At 66.5% G+C, this 18,095-nt stretch carries 22 protein-coding genes; 15 read left to right on the top strand and 7 right to left on the bottom strand.

Going from position 1 to position 18,095, the window contains the following annotated elements:
* The first annotated feature begins 215 nt into the window (after positions 1-215).
* Together ACEN98_RS17000 and ACEN98_RS16995 are read left to right on the top strand one after the other, a co-directional pair.
* Complete coding sequence (locus ACEN98_RS17000) at positions 216-884, top strand: energy transducer TonB (RefSeq protein ID WP_413386046.1); 669 nt, start codon at positions 216-218, stop codon at positions 882-884.
* A 27-nt stretch (positions 885-911) separates the two neighbouring features.
* Positions 912-3,188, top strand: coding sequence for a M28 family peptidase (locus ACEN98_RS16995; RefSeq protein WP_413386045.1), 2,277 nt, complete (start codon positions 912-914; stop codon positions 3,186-3,188).
* Between the two features lie 8 nt (positions 3,189-3,196).
* Here the strand turns inward: ACEN98_RS16995 and ACEN98_RS16990 are convergent, their stop codons facing one another.
* The 4 genes from ACEN98_RS16990 to ACEN98_RS16975 all read right to left on the bottom strand — a co-directional run bounded on the left by ACEN98_RS16990 (position 3,197) and on the right by ACEN98_RS16975 (position 8,442).
* Entirely contained in the window at positions 3,197-3,895 is a 699-nt protein-coding gene (locus ACEN98_RS16990) for a LamG-like jellyroll fold domain-containing protein (protein WP_413386044.1), read from the bottom strand.
* 130 nt (positions 3,896-4,025) lie between these two features.
* Positions 4,026-5,030 (bottom strand): hypothetical protein, encoded by a 1,005-nt coding sequence (locus ACEN98_RS16985; RefSeq protein ID WP_413386043.1) that lies wholly within the window; start codon positions 5,028-5,030, stop codon positions 4,026-4,028.
* A gap of 64 nt (positions 5,031-5,094) precedes the next feature.
* Positions 5,095-7,710 (bottom strand): ATP-binding protein, encoded by a 2,616-nt coding sequence (locus ACEN98_RS16980; RefSeq protein WP_413386042.1) that lies wholly within the window; start codon positions 7,708-7,710, stop codon positions 5,095-5,097.
* A gap of 171 nt (positions 7,711-7,881) precedes the next feature.
* Positions 7,882-8,442 carry a TetR/AcrR family transcriptional regulator gene (locus ACEN98_RS16975; protein WP_413386041.1) on the bottom strand — a complete coding sequence of 187 codons (561 nt, stop codon included), beginning with the start codon at positions 8,440-8,442 and terminating at the stop codon, positions 7,882-7,884.
* 141 nt (positions 8,443-8,583) lie between these two features.
* On the opposite strand from ACEN98_RS16975, the gene ACEN98_RS16970 reads away from it, so the two are divergent.
* Positions 8,584-9,060, top strand: coding sequence for a DUF1348 family protein (locus tag ACEN98_RS16970; RefSeq protein WP_413386040.1), 477 nt, complete (start codon positions 8,584-8,586; stop codon positions 9,058-9,060).
* Between the two features lie 4 nt (positions 9,061-9,064).
* On the opposite strand, the gene sodC is transcribed toward ACEN98_RS16970, so the two are convergent.
* The gene (gene sodC / locus ACEN98_RS16965) at positions 9,065-9,595 is read right to left on the bottom strand and encodes a superoxide dismutase [Cu-Zn] SodC (protein WP_413386039.1); all 531 of its coding nucleotides are present in this window, start codon (positions 9,593-9,595) and stop codon (positions 9,065-9,067) included.
* A 120-nt stretch (positions 9,596-9,715) separates the two neighbouring features.
* On the opposite strand from sodC, the gene ACEN98_RS16960 reads away from it, so the two are divergent.
* The 6 genes from ACEN98_RS16960 to ACEN98_RS16935 all read left to right on the top strand — a co-directional run bounded on the left by ACEN98_RS16960 (position 9,716) and on the right by ACEN98_RS16935 (position 12,624).
* Positions 9,716-10,006 carry a hypothetical protein gene (locus ACEN98_RS16960; RefSeq protein WP_413386038.1) on the top strand — a complete coding sequence of 97 codons (291 nt, stop codon included), beginning with the start codon at positions 9,716-9,718 and terminating at the stop codon, positions 10,004-10,006.
* A 65-nt stretch (positions 10,007-10,071) separates the two neighbouring features.
* A complete protein-coding gene (locus ACEN98_RS16955; RefSeq protein ID WP_413386037.1) occupies positions 10,072-10,482 on the top strand; it encodes a PAAR domain-containing protein in 411 nt (136 codons plus the stop codon).
* 1 nt (position 10,483) lies between these two features.
* The gene (locus tag ACEN98_RS16950) at positions 10,484-10,975 is read left to right on the top strand and encodes a DUF4123 domain-containing protein (protein ID WP_413386036.1); all 492 of its coding nucleotides are present in this window, start codon (positions 10,484-10,486) and stop codon (positions 10,973-10,975) included.
* Entirely contained in the window at positions 10,968-11,303 is a 336-nt protein-coding gene (locus ACEN98_RS16945) for a hypothetical protein (RefSeq protein WP_413386035.1), read from the top strand. The genes ACEN98_RS16950 and ACEN98_RS16945 overlap by 8 nt, the downstream gene beginning before the upstream one ends.
* The gene (locus ACEN98_RS16940; protein WP_413386034.1) at positions 11,303-11,896 is read left to right on the top strand and encodes a restriction endonuclease fold toxin 5 domain-containing protein; all 594 of its coding nucleotides are present in this window, start codon (positions 11,303-11,305) and stop codon (positions 11,894-11,896) included. The genes ACEN98_RS16945 and ACEN98_RS16940 overlap by 1 nt, the downstream gene beginning before the upstream one ends.
* The gene (locus tag ACEN98_RS16935; RefSeq protein WP_413386033.1) at positions 11,893-12,624 is read left to right on the top strand and encodes an Imm52 family immunity protein; all 732 of its coding nucleotides are present in this window, start codon (positions 11,893-11,895) and stop codon (positions 12,622-12,624) included. The genes ACEN98_RS16940 and ACEN98_RS16935 overlap by 4 nt, the downstream gene beginning before the upstream one ends.
* Here ACEN98_RS16935 and ACEN98_RS16930 read toward each other — a convergent pair.
* Both ACEN98_RS16930 and ACEN98_RS16925 read right to left on the bottom strand, forming a co-directional pair.
* Positions 12,621-13,166, bottom strand: coding sequence for a cysteine hydrolase family protein (locus tag ACEN98_RS16930; protein WP_413386032.1), 546 nt, complete (start codon positions 13,164-13,166; stop codon positions 12,621-12,623). The genes ACEN98_RS16935 and ACEN98_RS16930 overlap by 4 nt on opposite strands.
* Entirely contained in the window at positions 13,163-14,056 is an 894-nt protein-coding gene (locus tag ACEN98_RS16925; protein WP_413386031.1) for a LysR family transcriptional regulator, read from the bottom strand. The genes ACEN98_RS16930 and ACEN98_RS16925 overlap by 4 nt, the downstream gene beginning before the upstream one ends.
* A 97-nt stretch (positions 14,057-14,153) precedes the next feature.
* Between ACEN98_RS16925 and ACEN98_RS16920 the strand changes: the two genes are divergently transcribed.
* From ACEN98_RS16920 to ACEN98_RS16895, 6 genes are all read left to right on the top strand, one after another.
* Positions 14,154-15,158 (top strand): zinc-dependent alcohol dehydrogenase family protein, encoded by a 1,005-nt coding sequence (locus ACEN98_RS16920; protein WP_413386030.1) that lies wholly within the window; start codon positions 14,154-14,156, stop codon positions 15,156-15,158.
* Between the two features lie 120 nt (positions 15,159-15,278).
* A complete protein-coding gene (gene yfcF / locus ACEN98_RS16915; RefSeq protein WP_413386029.1) occupies positions 15,279-15,896 on the top strand; it encodes a glutathione transferase in 618 nt (205 codons plus the stop codon).
* A 119-nt stretch (positions 15,897-16,015) separates the two neighbouring features.
* A complete protein-coding gene (locus tag ACEN98_RS16910) occupies positions 16,016-16,423 on the top strand; it encodes a CsgE family curli-type amyloid fiber assembly protein (protein ID WP_413386028.1) in 408 nt (135 codons plus the stop codon).
* A 21-nt stretch (positions 16,424-16,444) separates the two neighbouring features.
* Positions 16,445-16,870, top strand: coding sequence for a curli assembly protein CsgF (locus ACEN98_RS16905; protein WP_413386027.1), 426 nt, complete (start codon positions 16,445-16,447; stop codon positions 16,868-16,870).
* Positions 16,867-17,697, top strand: coding sequence for a CsgG/HfaB family protein (locus ACEN98_RS16900; protein ID WP_413386026.1), 831 nt, complete (start codon positions 16,867-16,869; stop codon positions 17,695-17,697). The genes ACEN98_RS16905 and ACEN98_RS16900 overlap by 4 nt, the downstream gene beginning before the upstream one ends.
* Positions 17,694-18,092, top strand: a complete 399-nt coding sequence (locus tag ACEN98_RS16895; protein WP_413386025.1) for a hypothetical protein — start codon at positions 17,694-17,696, stop codon at positions 18,090-18,092. The genes ACEN98_RS16900 and ACEN98_RS16895 overlap by 4 nt, the downstream gene beginning before the upstream one ends.
* Positions 18,093-18,095 lie beyond the last annotated feature (3 nt).

Below are 18,095 nucleotides of genomic sequence, written 5' to 3'. Positions count from 1 at the left end.
ACGATTATTCCACACAACAGCACCGGGCGCGAGGCGGCAAGCATTCATTTTCCAAATTGTCAAGACGGCCACGACAATAAAGTGGAATGATACATTGCCATGAAATCGCTTTGCCGATTGCTAGCAAATAGCATATATTTATTCCGTTCGATGGATTTTTCGCTTCACTCCGTTTTACCTCCGGCAATGCCGGTACAACAACAAGGAGGATGGCCATGCAATTCACGAGTCTCCCGGGCGGCAACCGTCCCGATGCGAAAGCCGCGAAATTCGTCCTCGTCGCCGCCCTGCACGTGGCACTCGGCGCCGTGTTCATCCACAGCATCAACACGAAGAAGATTTCCCTGTCCAGCCTGCCGGAACAGGTGCTCGTCATGATCGAGCCGGAGCGCCCGACGCCGCCACCGCCGCCCGAGCCGCCGAAGCCCACGCAGCAATTGGCGCCGCCGGACGTCGTGGTGCCGAAGGTCGAGGTGGACGTCGCCCCGCCGCCCGTGCCGAGTCCCATCCAGGCGACCACGGCATCCGACCCGTCGCCGTTCCCGGCCATGCCGTCCGACCCCGTGCCGGACACGCCGGCCACGCCCAGCGCCAACCCGGGCCAGATGCGCACGGCGGTGCTCGCGGACGCCAATGGCTGCGCGCTGCCCGACTATCCGGCCGCGGCCGCGCGCCGGGGCGACACCGGGACCACGACCCTGGCGCTGCTCGTGGGCGCCGACGGCCGCGTGAGTTCCTCGCGCATCGAACAATCGAGCGGGTCGCGCGACCTCGATCGCGCCGCCATCAATGCCCTGACGCTGTGCAAATTCAAGCCCGCCACGAACAACGGCGTCGCGGAAGCCGGATGGGCGAAGCTGGCCTTTGTCTGGAAGCTCGACTAGTTGGTGGCGATCAAAGGGAGACGCACGATGCGTCACGTACCTCGACCGGCCGTATGGGCGGCCTGCGGCCTGGCCTTCCTCCTCGCCTGGCTCATGCTGCAGCCGCGCGCGGCGCCGGTGCCGACCGGCCCGTTCGTCCCCGGGTTCAACGCGGCGCGCGCACAGGCGCACGTGCAGGTGCTCGCGCGGGCGCCGCGTCCGGCCGGCAGCGTCACGAACGCCCGCGCCCGCGAGTACCTGCTGGCGCGCATCCGCGCGCTCGGCCTCGAACCCGAGGTCCAGGTCGACACCGTGTCCGCGACGTCGTGGGACTGGATGTCGCATGGGCAGAGCACGATGGCGACCGCGCGCAACATCGTCGTGCGCAAGCGGGGCGGCGCGCGCCATGGCGCCGTGCTGGCCATGGTCCATTACGATTCCGCCGCGCCGACACCCGGCGCGGCCGACGGCGGCGCGGCCGCCGCCGCGCTGCTGGAAACCATGCGCGTCCTCCAGGCCGGGCCGCCGCTCGACAACGACCTGCTGTTCGTCTTCACGGACGCCGACACGGTGCAGGCGATGGGCGCGCGCGCCTTCATGCAATCGCACCCGTGGGCGAAGCAGGTGCGCGTCGCCCTGCGCTTCGACAATGCCGGCAACCGCGGCCCGCTGGAATTGATCGACGCGGCGCACGCGGACGGTTTTGCGCTGGACGCGTGGGCGCGTGCGGCGCCGCAACCGCAAGGCTCGTCCTTCATGGCCGAGCTGTACGACCGCCTGCCGCAAAGCGGGGGCGCCGCACCGCTGGCGACGGGCGCCTTTCCCGTGCTGCACTTCGCGACGACGCAGGGACCGCTGGGCCGGGAAGGCATGCACGACGTGCCGCAGCGCCTGTCCAGCGCGAGCCTGCAGCACGAGGGCGAGACGATGCTCGCGCTGCTGCGCCGCCTCGGCAACGCCAACCTGGCGCTGGTTTCTCCCCCGCACGGCCAGGTGTATTTCGCGCTGCCGCTCGCCGGCATGGTCCACTACGATGCCCGGCTGACCTGGCCGCTGGCGCTGCTCTGCTGCGCGCTGGGCGCCTGGGCCTGCCGCGCGGCCCTGCGCAACCGCATCTCCGCGACCGACATCGTCGACGCCATGTTCAGCGTCCTGTTCATCACGATCTGCGCCACCTTCGCCGCGTACCTGTGCCGCGAGGCGCTGCCGGTGCTGCAGGCCCGCTATCCGGCCGCCGTCCTCGCCGACGACGGCGGCGTGCGCTGGCAGCTGGCGGCCTTCATGCTGGTGCCGGCCGCCGTCTTCATCGCGCTGCAGCGGCGCCTGCAGCGGCGGCTCGGCGTCGCGGCGACGGCGCTGGGCGTGCTGCTCGCCGCCGACGTCGCACTCGTCGCGACCTGCGTACGCGCACCCGGCGCCAGCTACGTGCTGGCGTGGCCGCTGCTGGCCGGGCAGGCCGCATGGCTCGTACTCACGGGCGCACGCGCGTGGGCGCCGGCCCGGCGCGCGGCCATCGCGGTCGCCGGCGCGCTGCCGGCGCTCGTCCTGCTGCTGCCGGCGGTGTGCGCGAGCTTCGCGTTCTTCACGCCGGCCTGGCTCGTGCTGCCCTCGAGCCTCGTGTGCCTGCTGGCGGGGCTGTGCGGCATGGCCCTCGATGCGCTCGCGCGGCGCTGGCTCGTGCGGCCGCTGCTGGCCGGCGCCGGCGTCTCGCTCGGCATGGCGTATGCGGCCGTGCCGCAGGTGCCCGACCTGCCGGCGCCGAACCGGCTCGTGTACTACAAGGACACCCCGAGCTGGCAGGCGTTCTGGCTGCATCCGGCCGGGCCGCTCGATGCGTGGACGCGCCAGGTCTTCCCCAACACCATGCATCCGTATCCGCTACCCTACCTGTTCGGGCCCGACGCGGATCCGGTGTGGTACGCGGCGGCGCAGAAGGACGACAGCATCGCGTGGCCCGGCCTCGTCATCGACAAGGACGAGCGCAGCCCCCGGCGGCGCCACGTGGAATTCACGCTGCGCTCGAACAACCGCGCGCCCGACATCGTCGTGCGCGTGCAGGGTGCGTGCCCGTGGCGCACGAGCGTCAACGGCCGCGTGCTGACGGAGAAATCGTGCTTCAGCTGGCATCTCGCCTTGCACGGCATGGGCGACGAGACGCTGCGCTTCGCGTTCGACTTCCAGGGCGATCCGCCGTTCCTCGTGTACGTCCAGGAACGCATCCCCGGCCTGCCCGCCCGCGACCTGCCGCCCCGTCCCGCCGGCCTGCCGCCGCTGCTGCCGCTGTCGGGGACCACGGTGGCGGCCGACGTGCTGCGGTTCCCCTGAGCGTGCCGTTATCGGCGCTGCCGCCGTCCCTTGCCCATCGACAGCCCCAGCAGCGACAGCCCCATGACCATCAGCGTGCCGCCGGCCGGCTCGGGCACCTGCGACGGGTCCACCAGCGCGTGGACCTGCGCCTGCGTCAGCACGTTGTCGTAGATGCGGATGAAGTCCACCGAGCCCGCGGCCGCTTCGTTCAGGCCGCGGTCGTCGCGGAAGAAGTTGGCGTCGTGGCCGGCGAAGTCGGCATAGCCCTGCTTGTCGGCCACGGTCCCCACCAGCACGCCGTCCTGGTAGATGCGGAAGGCGGCGTCGGCGCCGCGGGTCAGCGTCAGGCGCGTGTCCTGCTTCGCCGTCAGGTGGCCGAAGCTGCCGCCGTAGTTGTACAGGTCGTAGCCGCTGCCGGACGTATAAAAACCGTAGTCCTGCAGCAGGCCGCTGAAGTCGACCACTTTCTGCCAGGAGCCCAGCGTATCGAAGCGGAAGCGCATGTCGATCGTGTACGTCGCGCCCAGGTTCCCGTGCAGGCGCAGTCCCTGGTTGGCGGCGAAGCCGTAGCGGCCCGCGGCGACGCTGCCGCCGTTGGCGACGAGGGCCGGGCCGCCCAGCGTGTCGGCCAGGTTGCCGTTGAATTCATATTGGTGGATCAGCGCGGCGCGTGCGTCGAAGGTCAGGCACAGGGCCAGCGTCGCGAGGATGCTGCGGTAGTTCATGTCGTGTTTCCCGTTTATTGATGTTGTGATGAGAAAGCAGGCAAGGGGCACGGCCCGTGCCGCGCCCCTGCTTCGAGCTTGACGACATGATAAGAAGATGGGACGCCGGGTCCCAGCCCCACCGGTGGGGTCACATCCGCGAGACGGTGGGACGCAGCTGTTCCAGCAGGCCGGCCTCGGACGAGCAGCCGAATTTTTCGTAGACGGCCTTCACGCAATCGCGCAGCACGGCGTCGCTGACTTCCATGTTGGCGCGCGCCGATTCGCGGCCGCCGCCGACGCCCATCCAGAACGCCACCTCGGCCTGTTGCGGCGACAGCTCCACGGAGCCGATGGCGCGCCAGATGCGCAGCGGCAGCGGCACGACGAATTTCATGAAGATGCCGACCGTGCGGATGTACGCCGGGTCTTCGGCGTGCAGCGCGGCCGCGCCGCCGGCGCTCATCCACTGCGCGCGCGCCTCCAGCACGCCGCCGGCCATGGCGAGGGTTCCGAGCGGCAGCAGCCACGGATAGCGGTCGCCGTGCGCGACGGATTCCACGAGGCGCAGGCAGAACGGGGGCAACGTGCGGCGGTTGAAAGCCTGGCGTTCCTGCGCCGCCAGCTGGTCGAGCAGCGCGCCGGCCGAATCGCTCAGGTACAGGATCTGGCCGTCGACGGTGGCCAGCAGCATGGCCTCGTCCTCGACGACGCCGGCGCTGCCGGCCGCCAGTTCGGGCGCGTTGCGCAGCACGTGCTCGAAATACGTCGCCACGCGCTGCAGGTCTTCCTCGTCGTGGCGGTCGAACGCGGCGCCGTCGTGGCGCCACAGCGTGATCTCGCCCAGCCGGCGGCCGGCATTCGACAGCGGCACCTGCAGCGTGTGCAATGCCGGCGTGCCGTTCGCCGTGAAACCGGCGTGGTCGCGGTACGCATAGCCGCTCGGCGGCGGCAGCACCGACACGTACGCGGGGTCGTTCCCGGCCAGCGGCGACGCCTCGGCCGGATCGACGCGCAGCGCCAGCTCGGCGCAGGAATTCGGCACGAGTTCGCGCACCAGGGTGAAGGCATCCTGGACGATCGTCATCAGGTCCAGTCCCGCGTAGCACAGGATGCGCAGGCGGGCCCATTGACGGCTGTTCTTTTTGCGGGACACGGTCGGCTGGATGAAGTTGGGATAAGTCAGGCGCGGCCCATACTGATCGTTATGACAACGGATGTCAACCTTCCATGGCCGGCTGGTTCGAAGCCTTTCCTGCCAGGATCTGCGCCAGCTTGCCGATTTCGACCGGCTTGACGAGGTGGTGATCGAAGCCCGCCTGGCGCGACAGCTCGCGGTCGCGCTGCTGGCCGTACCCCGTCAGCGCGACGTAGACGGCTTGCGCGTGGCGCGCGTCGCGGCGCAGGCGGCGCGCCAGTTCGTAGCCCGTCATATCGGGCAGGCCGATGTCGAGGATGAACACTTCGGTGGCGGGATCGGCATGCGCCAGCGTGCCGGCCGCATCCTCGTGCACGTGCACCGCGTGGCCGTGCGCGCGCAGCAGCACCGCGAGCGACTGGCCGGCGTCGCCGTTGTCGTCGACGATGGTGACCGTGAGCGGCCGCGCCGCCCCGCTGCCCTCGCCCGACCGCACGACCTGCCCCACCTCGGCCTGCGCGAGCGGCAGGGTGACGGTCATGGTCGTGCCCTGCTGCGGTCCGGCGCTGTGCGCGGCCACCTGGCCGTTGTGCATGCGGACGATGCTCTTCACGAGCGCGAGGCCGATCCCGAGGCCGCCCTGCGAGCGGTCCGGCGCGCGGTCGGCCTGCGTGAACAGGTCGAACACGTGCGGCAGCAGCTGCGCGTCGATGCCGGTGCCGTTGTCGCGCACCGCGGCCCGCGCCGCGCCGTCCTCGATGGTGACGACGAGGGCGATGCGGCCGCCCGGCGGCGTGTACTTGGCCGAGTTGTTGAGCAGGTTGACGAGCACCTGGATCAGGCGCGTGCGGTCGCCTTCGACCGGCACCGGCGCATCCGGCAGCTCCACCGTGAGGCGATGCTGGCGCTCCTCGATGTGCGGGCGCGCCTGCTCCACGGCCGCCATCGCGACCTTGTTCAGGTCGAGGATCTCGTTCTCCAGTTTCACGAGGCCGCGGGTGACGCGCGAGACGTCCAGCAGGTCGTCGACGAGCTCCGTCATGTGGCGCACCTGGCGCGAGATGATGTTGCTGGCTTTCAGGCGCAACCCTTCGTTCACTTCGGGCAGGCGCAGGAGCTGGGCCGCGCTCGTGATCGGCGCCAGCGGATTGCGCAGTTCATGCGCCAGCATCGCGAGGAACTCGTCCTTCATCTTGTTGTGGCGCTCGGCCTCCGCGCGCGCCGCGCGTTCGCTGGACAGCAGCTGCTCGCGCTCCTCGGCCGCGCGCTGGGCCATGTCGTACAGGCGCGCGTTGTCGATCGCGATCGCGGCCTGCACGGCGAAGGCGCCGATCAATTCTTCGCTGCGTTCGCTGAACATCGCGGGCTGCGGATGGCCGAAGAACAGGCCGCCGATCACTTCGCCCGAGCGCGACACGACAGGTGCAGCGAGATAACTCACGACGGGCAGATGCCCGGCCGGCATGCCACGATGCGGCAGCATGGTGCCGTAGCGCGGATCGTCGCGGATGTCGTCGCTACGAATCGGCGCGCTGCTGTCGAACGTGGGCACGAGCATGGGCGTGGGACGGGGCTTGCCGATGCGCTCGAATGCGGCGCGCGGCGCTCCGGACAATGCGTACAGCGAATACACATCGCCGTCGTCATCCTTGTTGCTGTAGAAGAACGCGCCGAATTCCGCGCCGACGAGCTGCGTGGCGGCATCCGTGATGGCCTGCATCAGCGGCTCGAGGGCGATGGTCGACGCCAGCGTCTCGGTCGCGCTCTTCATCAGTTCCAGCACGCGCGTCTCTTCGCGCAGCGCCTCCTCGGCGCGGATGCGGCGCAGCGCTTCCCACATGCGGCGCGCGGCGTCTTCCAGCAGGCGGACCTCGTCCCCGATGCGGCCCGCGTCGAGCGGCGCATGCAGCGCCAGCACGGCCGCCAGGCGGTCGCCGTCCATCAGCGGCACCGCGATGCCCGCCTTGTCTCCGGCCGCGCCATCCGTCGACCACACGGTCTCGCCCTTGCACAGGCGCTCCGGCACGCCGAGCGCCAGCGCCGCCAGCGGCACGGTGCGGCCGGACTGCGGCGTGCGCGCGCCGCCGTCCCACTGTTCCAGGATCACGGCCGCATCCATGCCCGGCCGGCTCTCCGCATACGTCACGGTGGCATCGTCGACGTACGCACCGACCTGGCGCAGCGCCGTCCGCAGCAGCGGACCGGACGACGTCTCGCGGCGCAGGATGTCCGCCAGTTCGAGCTGGAAGGCGCGGCGGCGTTCGGCCAGCACCGTCTCCGTCGTCTCGACGAAGGTCACCAGCACGCCCTTGGGGTTCCCGTCGTCGCCACAGACGGGGCTGTACGAATAGGCGAAGTGACAGGTCTCGAAATAGCCGTAGCGGTTGATGGTCAGGGCGAGGTCGCTCGAACCGACCGGCTCGCCCTGCAGCACGCCCGCCCACATCGGGCCGATCACCGGCCAGATCTCCGGCCACGTCTCACGGACGTCGCCGCCCAGCGCCCCGTCCTTCTTGGCGCCGAGGATCGGCACATAGGCATCGTTGAAGAATTGCGTGTACGCGTCGCCCCAGGCGAGGTACATCGGCAGCTGGCAATCGAGCAGCGTGCGGACGGCGAATTTCAGGCTGAAGGGCCAGTGCGCGACGGGACCGACGGGCGTCGTCTCCCACCGGTGGCGCCGCATCTGCAATTCCATGTCGCTCGGCTTGCGGGCGGATGTGTCATCCAGGGATGCAAGATCGAACGGCCAGGGCATATCGTGGATAGTCGGAGGCAAGCCGGAGCGGCTCAGCTACCCATCATAGCAGGCGGCGTGAGCCCAACGTGTGCACATATTGAAATATTGTAACAAAGAGATGGGAAAATGTTACGCACCCCGTTCGATCCGCGCGAGCAGGCGCCGGCCCGCGGCGACGATCCCGGGGCCCGGATCCATCTGCGCCCTCACGATCATGCCTTCCACGCACAGCAGCGCCTCTTCCGCCACCTGGTCCGGTGCCGCCAGTCCCAGCCGTGCAGCCACGCCGCCGAGATAGCGCTCCAGTTCGCGCTTGTGGCGCACGGCCTGCTCGCGGTGGCGGGGATCGTCCGCCGCGCCCGTCTCGGCGACGGCATTGATGAAGGCGCAGCCGCGGAAGTCGTCTTGCGCGAACCACTCGTCCAGCGCGTCGGCCACGGCAGTCAGCCCTTCCCCGCGCGCGAGCCGGGCGTCGACGGCGGCCGTGAACCACGACGTCCAGTGGTCATGGCGCCAGTCGAGGAACGCGGCGATCAAATCGTCTTTCGACGGGAAATGGCGGTACAAAGACATCTTCGCCACGCCGGATTCCGCGACGATCCGGTCGATGCCGGTGGCGCGGAAACCGTCGCGGTAGAACAGGCGTTTTGCCGTATCGAGGATGCGGTCGCGGGCGGAAGACTGGGCCATGGTCGTCAGGTCGGGGCGGAGTGCGGGACTCCAGTATATGATACAGACCTGTCTACATCAACTATCTGGATGGATGGGCCGCATCGGGCTGGTTTCGCTTACGATACAGACCTGTCTACCTCATTTACACAAGGAGCCTTCATGTCCACGATCGAACCCCGTCCCCCACTCCCCCCGTTCACGCGCGAAACGGCCCTCCAGAAAGTCCGCCTGGCGGAAGACGGCTGGAACAGCCGCAACCCGGAAAAAGTCGCACTGGCCTACACGCCGGACAGCTATTGGCGCAACCGCGCGGAATTCGTCACCGGCCGCGAGCAGATCGTCCCCTTCCTGGACCGCAAATGGAAAAAGGAACTCGACTACCGCCTGATCAAGGAGTTGTGGGCCTTCGAGGGGAACCGCATCGCCGTGCGCTATGCCTACGAATGGCACGACGATTCCGGCAACTGGTTCCGCACGTTCGGCAACGAGAACTGGGAATTCGACGAGATGGGCCTCATGCGGCGGCGCTATGCGTGCCTGAACGACATGCCGATCCAGGCATCCGAGCGCAAGTTTCACTGGCCGCTGGGTCGGCGGCCGGACGATCACCCCGGCTTGTCGGCGCTGGGGTTGTAATCCCTTACTGGATGACGCCGCAGGCGATGCGGTCGCCCCCGCCGCCCAGCGGTTTCGGCTGGTCCGAGAAATTGTCGCCGCCGGCGTGGATCATCAGCGCCTTGCCCTTCACTTCGGACAGCTTGGTCAGGCGCGGCGCCGTCACGGCCGTGCTGGCCCCGCCATTGTTCCCGACGACGAGCGGCGGCAGATCGCCCAGATGGCCGTCGCCGGACGGGCCGGCATGGTGCTTGGCGCCGGCCGGATCGAAGTGACCGCCGGCGGCGCCGGCCGGCACCTTCTTGCCATCCTTCTCGTTCGTGCCGCAGCTGGCCATCTCATGCACGTGGAACCCGTGCGCCCCGGGCGGCAGGTTCGTCAGATTCGGCGTGAACACGAGACCGCTCTTCGATTCGGCGATCGTCACGGCGCCGATCGGTTTGCCGGTGCCGTCCGGGCCCACGAGCGTCATCGAGGCTTGCAGTTGAGCGGCGGCGTGGGCGCCGGAGGCTGCGGTCAGCGCGCATGCGAGCGCGATGAGCGATTTGATGGTCATACCGTCTCCTTTCAGGTTGGGAATGTGTCGCGGGAATAGTGTATTCGATAACTAGCTGAGTTGACGCAACGGATCCCGTGAGCGCGGCAGGAACAATGGCGAGTCGACCGAGGAGACGTCATGTCCGATAACCTGCTCTCAGAAGTCCGCCAAACCATCATCGGCATCCACCCGGAACTGGCCCACGACGCCAGCCTGCCGGACCGCCTCGAGCGCGCGTATGCGCACGCCGTGGTGCTGGGGTTCACCGACCTCGATGCCATCGCCCGCTTCCTCCGCTACGAAGCGACGGCCCCGAATTTTTATCGCCAGCCCGCGATCGACGCCTGGCTCAGAAGGCCCGGCCAGCCGGTCGAGCAGCGGTTTGCGGATGTGCTCGTGCGGGTGAGGTCGGGCTTCAGGCGGGATTGATCGCATCGGGTTGGCATTTGCCATTCAACCGTTAAACGATTTCACATTTGTCTTAGCGGAAATCTATGAGCAAACCTTTGGCTCGCATGGGTGATCGCACCAGTCACGGCGGCACCGTCATCAGCGGTGACATGACGTGGGAGGTCTACGGCAAAGCCGTCGCGCGCGTGGGCGACCTGACGGTATGCCCGAAGTGCAAAGGCGTGTTTGCGATTACCACCGGCGCAGACGACCTGACGGGTTTCGGGCAGGCCGTTGCGCGACATGGCGACAAGACTGCCTGCGGTGCGACGCTGATCGCCGGCCAGTCGTCGGCCTGGTGGGACAACCATTCCGGCCCCGACGGCGCAGCTTCTGCTGCCAGCGCAAACGCCGACATGGGCAGTCATCTGGTTGCACAGGAGGCGCCGACCATCTGCCTGGAGTGCCTCGCCAAAGCCGCTGCCGCAGGATCGGCCATGGTAGTGAGAAGCTAGCATGGATATCGTCGAGCACTTCCGGGCCCTTCAACAGGCTGACACTGCCTTATGGCTCTATGCATTGGTTGACGGCTTCCAGTATGAACAGCATACCGGTCAGCGTCTGGTTCATCAGCGCGGCATCAATCGCCCTATTTTTCTCGGTACGGAAGATGAGCCTCTCGCTCACGCCGGCCCGTGGCTCATCGACGTCGTCAGGGCGCCTGACCAGTTGCAGTCGCTGCACGACCTTGAGCAAGCGCTGCCATCGGTGTCGTGGCTGATCTCGGCGATCGATCTGGAAGGCCTGAGCCAACTGCTGCAACTCAAACTCGACGCGCAACTGCCGGATGGCCGCAAGGTACTGCTGCGGTTCTACGATCCGCGCGTGCTGGGCAACCTGATGCATACGATGAACAACGCGCAGCGCGCCGAGTTCGTCCACCTCATCGACGAATGGCACTTCATCCACGATGGCCGCAGAGTATGCATGGGAGGGCCTCGTGCTTAAACTGAGCGAAGAACAGCTCTCGCATCTGGACCTGCTGGAAAAGCGTCAGTACATCAAGCAAGTCTGCAAGAACTTCGTCAGGGAACATCCCGAACTCGCAAGCGACAGGGGTTTGCCGGACCGCCTTGAACGCGCATATGCCCACGCCGTCGCGCTGGGTTTCAAGGATGGCGGCGCGATTACCCAGTTTCTTTATTACGAGGCCTTCGCCCCGAATTTTTATCGTGAACCGGCGATCGATGCCTGGCTCAGAAAACCGGGCCAGCCGGTAGAACAACGGTTCGCCGACATGATCGCGTGGGTGAAGTCCAGACTGAGGGAGAATTAATGGCAGCGCTCGCGGTTCCCATCCTCGAAGCCGCCGGCGGCGCCCTGTTGCGGGCGCTCGGTGTTGCCGCCGTTGCCGGTGCCGGCGCGGTGGCTGTCAACGAGGCGGCCAAGAACAAGGTCGAATCTGCGGACAAGGCCAAATCTGCGCCGATTGCGGAGGCTGGGACGCATGCCAAGACAAAAGATAGGTGTGACAGGTGTCCGCCGGATGGCGGTATGCTGGTCAAGCGCAACTGGAGTATGTCCGAGGTATCGCGAGCTTATCAGGCCCGTATTTCTGGTTTCGCGCCCTACACAGAATGGAATTTTCAAGGCATCGATTTTGATGGCTTTAAGTCACAGGGATGCTTGCTGCTGGAGGCAAAGGCACTTTACGACCAATTTTTTGAGTCGGCCATGGAGCCAAAATTTTTCTTTGAATACACCGGCCTGCAAAAAATCCTCGACGAAGCAGGACGCCAATGCAAAGTTATCGACGCATCGTCACCTTCAGAATTGCACTGGCATTTTATGCAGCCACTGAGCCGTGCTTATTTCGCGAAGCAATTTCGAGAGTCCTTTCTCCCTATTGTCACCTTCCTCACGCCATGAGCTATAACCTTACAATTAGCTGCAACTTCAGAACGGGATCGGTCCTCCCTTCAATCGAGTCGCAATATACAGATTTGTGGAAACTTGCCGTTACCTTGCAGAGCCTTGGCTTTCCTCTTGATGAATGGTACCCACCAGCCGACACGCAAGAGCAAGCATTACTGAACAGCGCATTCACAGATACCGGCCCAAGCATGGCAGCACTTGCAATGGCCAAAGCTGACAAGGATAACCTTGCCACAGATCTGAGAAGCTTAGGTGTTTGGAACGGCAAAGAAGGTGACGAGGGCGCAACCTATACGACCAGTTACGACACGGGTCGGATTCCGTCTCGTTTGCGTTTTCGAACCCGAAACGTCGGAGCCCTGCAGGATTATCGAAATGTTATCCAGTTGACTCGTAATGTCGTCGGCATATGGAAACCTATGCTTGTCCAAGTCGGTCCAGCGGATTATTCGGACAATAGTGTTTTCCCGGACAGACCTGGCGCAGGCTGGATGCTCTATCTACCGTTTGCGATCAATGCCCATCAGGTTCCGGAAGCGGCTGACGTCATCAAGATCATGGATGACAAAGGTAAAGCCCAGCAAGGCAGCCTCATCATTACCGTAGCGGAAACCTTCGACGTGCAAAATCCCGAGCACATCAAAAAGGCGAACGCGATCGAGACCAGGCTGGTCGATCAAGACCTGCTCCCGACCAATAGAGAATTCGTCACAAAGTTCTAAGCGGCCAAACGCAGGACCTCGTCGGTCGCGCGCACCTCTGCATACTCGCCATGCAGGTTCGCCAGCGCCATCAAATGGACCTCCTCGGCACTGCGCAACGTGCCGCCGAAATCCGTCTTGTCGAAGGTAAAACAGGCATCCGCCACGACGACGGTCGAGAAACCGAGATTGCCGGCCGTGCGCGCCGTCGCCTCGACCGAATTGTTCGTGCTCACGCCGGCAATGACGACGTCGCGGATGCCGCGCGCATGCAGCCACCGTTCGAGTCCCGTGTTGATGAAGGCATCCGGCACGTTCTTTTCGACGACGTGCTCGTGCGCCAGCGGAGAAAAGGCTTCCTGGAACTCGGCGCCACTCTGCCCCGGCGCGAAGACCGACGTCGCCGCGCGGCTGATGTGGCGCACGAGGACGACGGGCTCGCCGCGCTCCCGCCACGCCGCCAGCAGGCGGGCGATGTTGGCTTCGGCCTGCGGGTTGTTACGCGGCGGCAAGGTCGGGCTCTGCATGCCTTTTTGCATGTCGATGATGAGCAGTGCGGTCATGGGTTCGGCGCTCCAAAACGTTCAACGATGAAATCAATAAAACTGCGCAGCTTGGGCGAGCGATACCGGTCCGGCAGGTAGACGATGTGCATCGGCCGCTCCGGCAACCCGTATTCGGGAAACAGCTGGACGAGCCGCCCCGCCCGCACGTCCGCCTCGAGCAGGATCGTCGGCTGCAGCACGATCCCGAGCCCGTGCAGCGCCGCGGTGCGCAAGGCCTGCCCATTGTTGATTTTTACGCGGCCGGTGACGGGCACCCGGCAGACGTCGTGGTCGTGCTGGAAGCGCCACTGGTTGATACTGGCCGCGCCGAACGCGAGGCAGTCGTGACTGGCCAGGTCGGCCGGGGTCGCGGGGACGCCGCGCCGCGCGAGATAGTCGGGCGACGCGCACAACATCAGCCGGTACGGCGCCAGTGGCCGGGCAACGACGTTCGCATCCGGCGGCAACTGGCCGACGCGGATGATGGCCTCGTAGCCGTCCTCCATCATGTCCACGAAGCGATCGGAAATATCCAGTTCGACATCCACTTGCGGATAGAGTGCCAGGTAATCGGACAGCACCGGCGCCAGCGCCTCGGTGCCGAACGTGACGGGCGCACTCACGCGCAACGTGCCCGCGGGCGCGAGCCGCATCGTGTGCGCCTGGGCATCCGTCTCGGCCACGAGCCGCAGGATCTCCTTGCAGCGCGCATAGTATTCCTCGCCGAATGCCGTCACGTGCTGGCGCCGCGTCGTGCGGTGCATCAACTGCATGCCGAGCCGCTGCTCGAGCGCGCGCACATGATTGCCGGCCATGGTCGCCGACATGCCGCACGCGTCCGCGGCCGCGCTCAGGCTGCCCTTGTCGACGGTGAGCACGTAGACCTTCATGCTGTCCAGCAAATCCATTCGCAAGTCCTGGTTGGAAATGTTGCAAGAAAAGCCGAGTTTATCGTTTTTCCGTTGGCAATCACACTGGGCGTCTCATTTCACAGGAGCCAACGCCATGTATGCCATCCAGCTTGTCGAACCGTCGTTGACCGCGTTCCGCCGCGTTTCCTCGCCCGATCCGCAACCCGGGCCGGGCGACGTCCTCATCCGCCTGCGCGCGGCCGCGCTGAACTACATCGACGTCGCCGTCGCGACGGGCAGCTTCCCCGGCGCGACCTTGCCGATGGTGCCTGTCGCCGATGGGGCCGGAGACATCGTCGCGCTGGGCGCGGGCGTGACGGATGTCGCGATCGGCGACCGGGTCATTCCCCACTTCATGCCGGACTGGCTCGACGGCCCGATGCGGCCGGAACGGATCGCGGCCATGCGCGGCATCACGCTGCCCGGGTCGCTGTCGGAATACGTGGCGGTGCCGGCTTCGAGTGTCGTGCGATTGCCCGGTCACCTCGATTTCGTGCAGGGCGCGACCTTGCCGATCGCGGCGACGACGGCGTGGAATGCGGTGCGTTCGGCGTCCGTGCGGCCCGGTTCCGCGGTCGTCATTCTCGGCACGGGCGGGGTCAGCATATTCGCGCTGCAGTTCGCCAAGGCGAGCGGGGCGACGGTCATTCTCGTGTCGTCATCCGATGAGAAGCTGGAGCGCGGACGCGCGCTCGGGGCGGATCACTTCGTGAACTATCGCGCGACGCCGGACTGGGACAAGGCGGTGCTGGCGATCACTGAAGGGCGCGGCGCCGACCTCGTCGTCGAAACGGTCGGCGACGCCACGTTCGAACGCTCGCTGCACGCGGCGGCGACGGGCGGCACCGTGTTCACGGTCGGCTTCCTGTCGGGCGCGGCGACGTCGGTCAACCTGTTCTCCATCATCGGCAAGGCCTTGCGCGTGGTGGGCAACAGCACGGGATCGGTGGCGGACCTGGGCGAGGCCGTGCGGGCGATTGCGGCGCACCGGATCGTGCCGGTAGTCGACCGGCGGTTCGGCCTGGACGAGACGGCCGCGGCTTATGCCGAGCTGGCAGCGGGTTCGCGGCATTTCGGCAAGCTGGCGTTCGTGCATTGATCATCCACCGGGAATCGAATCCGGTATCCGGAGCATGGCGTTCCGTGTCTGTGCAAAAAAGATAATCTAGTGTTATCGTTTTCTGTCCAACAACAGTGGCCACGGTGCCGAAGGACCCTCATGCTTCTCTACGTCGACGCCCAATATGCCAGTCCCTACGCCATGTCCGTGTTTGTCGGGCTCAAGGAAAAAGGCATTCCGTTCGATATGCAAACGCTGGATCTGGGGGCGGGTGCGAACCGCTCGGCGGACTATGCCGCCACATCGCTGACACAGCGCGTGCCGACGCTGGTCGACGGCGACTTTCGCTTGTCCGAGTCCTCGGCAATCACGGAATACCTCGATGAGGTGTATTCCTGTACCGCCCTGTATCCCGACGAGCCCGAGGCAAAAGCGCGCGCCCGCCAAATCCAGGCGTGGTTGAGAAGCGACCTGCTGCCCATCCGCCAGGAGCGTACGACGGAAGTGCTGTTTTATCGTCCGTCCGATGCGCCTTTGTCCGACGTCGCGCAGCAGGCCGCGCAAAAATTGTTCAAGGTCGCGGAGACGCTGTTGTCCCAGGACCGCGCGCACCTGTTCGATGCCTGGTGTATCGCGGACGTGGATCTCGCGGTGATGCTGAATCGCCTCGTCCTGAACGGCGATGCCGTGCCCGGGCGGCTTGCCGACTACGCGAAGAGACAATGGGAGCGGGCGTCGGTCCAGGCATGGGTCGATCTGCCGCGTCCACCGCTCTGAGCAAACAATGCGGCGCCCCCTCGAGGTCTGACGGTGGTCATGGGCAGGGCTCGTCCGATCGATACACTGCACTTATCTATATTGCTTATTTTATAACTTTTGAGCAATGAAGGTTGCAGATGATCCGGATTGCCCGCCACCTCGCATGCCTGCTCGCCGCCTGCGCCATCGCCGGACAGGCCAGCGGGCGCGACCCCGACCCGGACGGCTGGGGCATCGTGACAAGCCAGCCCATCACGGTGGCGGGACATGAGTTCTGCCGTTCCTTCATCACGGCCTGGCTCGACAAGCCCGGCAGCGACCGCTACACGATCGCCATCCGCGAGCGCCCGTCGGCACGCTGGGGCACGCTGGTCTGGGTCGAGTACGGCCCGCGCCGGGTGCTCCAGGTGCAACTGCCGCCCACGCGCACGGCGCTGAGGGCGCTGGGCGAAAACGCCGCCGAGAGCGCCTACCAGGCCGTCCTGGACATCGAGCGCCAACGCACGCTCATCCTCGATGCCGACCTCGCGCCCGACGAATTCTGACCCCGCATGAAGGAGTGAGCCATGTCCCACCGACTGTCCCTGCCTGTCGCCTGCAGCCTCGTGCTCTGGGGCGCCGCCGCGTGCGCTTCCGAACTGGTCTACGTGCCGGTCAACCCGAATTTCGGCGGCGCGCCCTCCAACGGTCCGGGCCTGCTCGGTGCGGCGTCGGCGACCAACAAGCATGGCCTGTCGGGCCTCGGCGGATCGTCGCCGCTGAACCAGTCCCCTCTCGAACAGTTCAACCAGACGCTCGAACGCATGATGCTGAGCCAGCTCGCGTCCGCCGCGACGTCGAAGCTGATGGGGTCGGACGGCAAACTCGTGCCGGGGACATTTTCGACCGAGAACTTCGTCATCACGGTGACCGACCTGGGCGGCGGCCTGCTGCGCGTGACCACGACGGACAAGGCGACCGGCGCCGTCACCTCGTTCGAGGTGGGACAATGAACGCGCGGCTGGCCGTGTTGGCACTGCTGTGCGCGCTGGCCGGATGCGCCCATGTGCCCTCGACGGTGCGGGACAATGCCCGGCTAACGCCCGCCACCGCCGTCACGCGCGACCTGCTGGCCCTGCCGCCGCCCAAGGGCAAGATCGCCGTGGCGGTGTACGGCATCCGCGACCAGACCGGCCAGTACAAGCCGGCGCCGGACAGCTCCTTTTCCACTGCGGTGACGCAGGGCGCGTCGTCGATGCTGATCCGCGCGCTGCAGGACTCGGGCTGGTTCATTCCGGTGGAACGCGAGAACCTGCAGAACCTGCTCACCGAACGCAAGATCGTGCGCGCGCTGGAGATGCCGCAGCCGGCGGGCACGCCGCCCGTGCAGATGCCGCCCCTGCTCGCGGCCTCGGTCCTGATCGAAGGCGGCGTCGTCGCCTACGAGAGCAACGTGCGCACCGGCGGCGTGGGCGCGCGCTTCCTCGGTATCGGGATGAGCACCCAGTACCGGGTCGACCAGGTGACGGTCAACCTGCGCACGGTCGATATCCGCGGGGGCCAGATCCTGCAGAGCGTGTCGACCACCAAGACCATTTATTCGTACGAGCTGCATCCGAGCGTCTTCAAGTTCGTCAACGTGAAGGACCTGGCGGAATTCGAGGCCGGCACGACCCGCAACGAGCCGACGCAGCTGTGCGTCGGCGAGGCGATCGAGGCCGCCGTGGTGCACCTGATCGCGCAGGGCATCCGGGCCGGGAACTGGACGCTGCAGGACGACGCCGGGATGGCCGATCCGGTGCTGCGGCGCTACCTGGCCGCCGCAGGGAGAGCGCCATGAACGCGCTGCGGCACGGCGCCTGCGGCCTGCTGCTGGCCGGCGGCATCCTCGGGGGCGCCTGCGCGGGCGACCTGGGACCGTCCGAACTCGACGTGCCGACCGCCGTCATTGCCGCGACACCGATGCCCGCCGCGCCAGGCCGGGCATCGGTGTCGCAGGCGGGCAGCGACAACAACGCCAGCCTGCTCCAGACGGGCCTGGACAACGAGGCCGTCGTGCAGCAGAACGGCCAGCGGAACGCGGCCAGCATCCTGCAGGCGGGCGCAGGCAACCACGCCGGCATCGACCAGCAGGGCGCGTTGAACACGGCCCGCATCGAGCAGTACGGCCAGCACGGCTATGCGCGCATCACCCAGTATGGCAACGGCAAGTCGGCCACCATCGTTCAGCATTAGGGG

Origin of the sequence: Massilia sp. CT11-137, from assembly GCF_047302885.1 — a bacterium.
GTDB classification, from domain to species: Bacteria; Pseudomonadota; Gammaproteobacteria; order Burkholderiales; family Burkholderiaceae_D; genus Telluria; species Telluria orientalis.
This window is presented reverse-complemented; position numbering and strand designations above follow the sequence as displayed.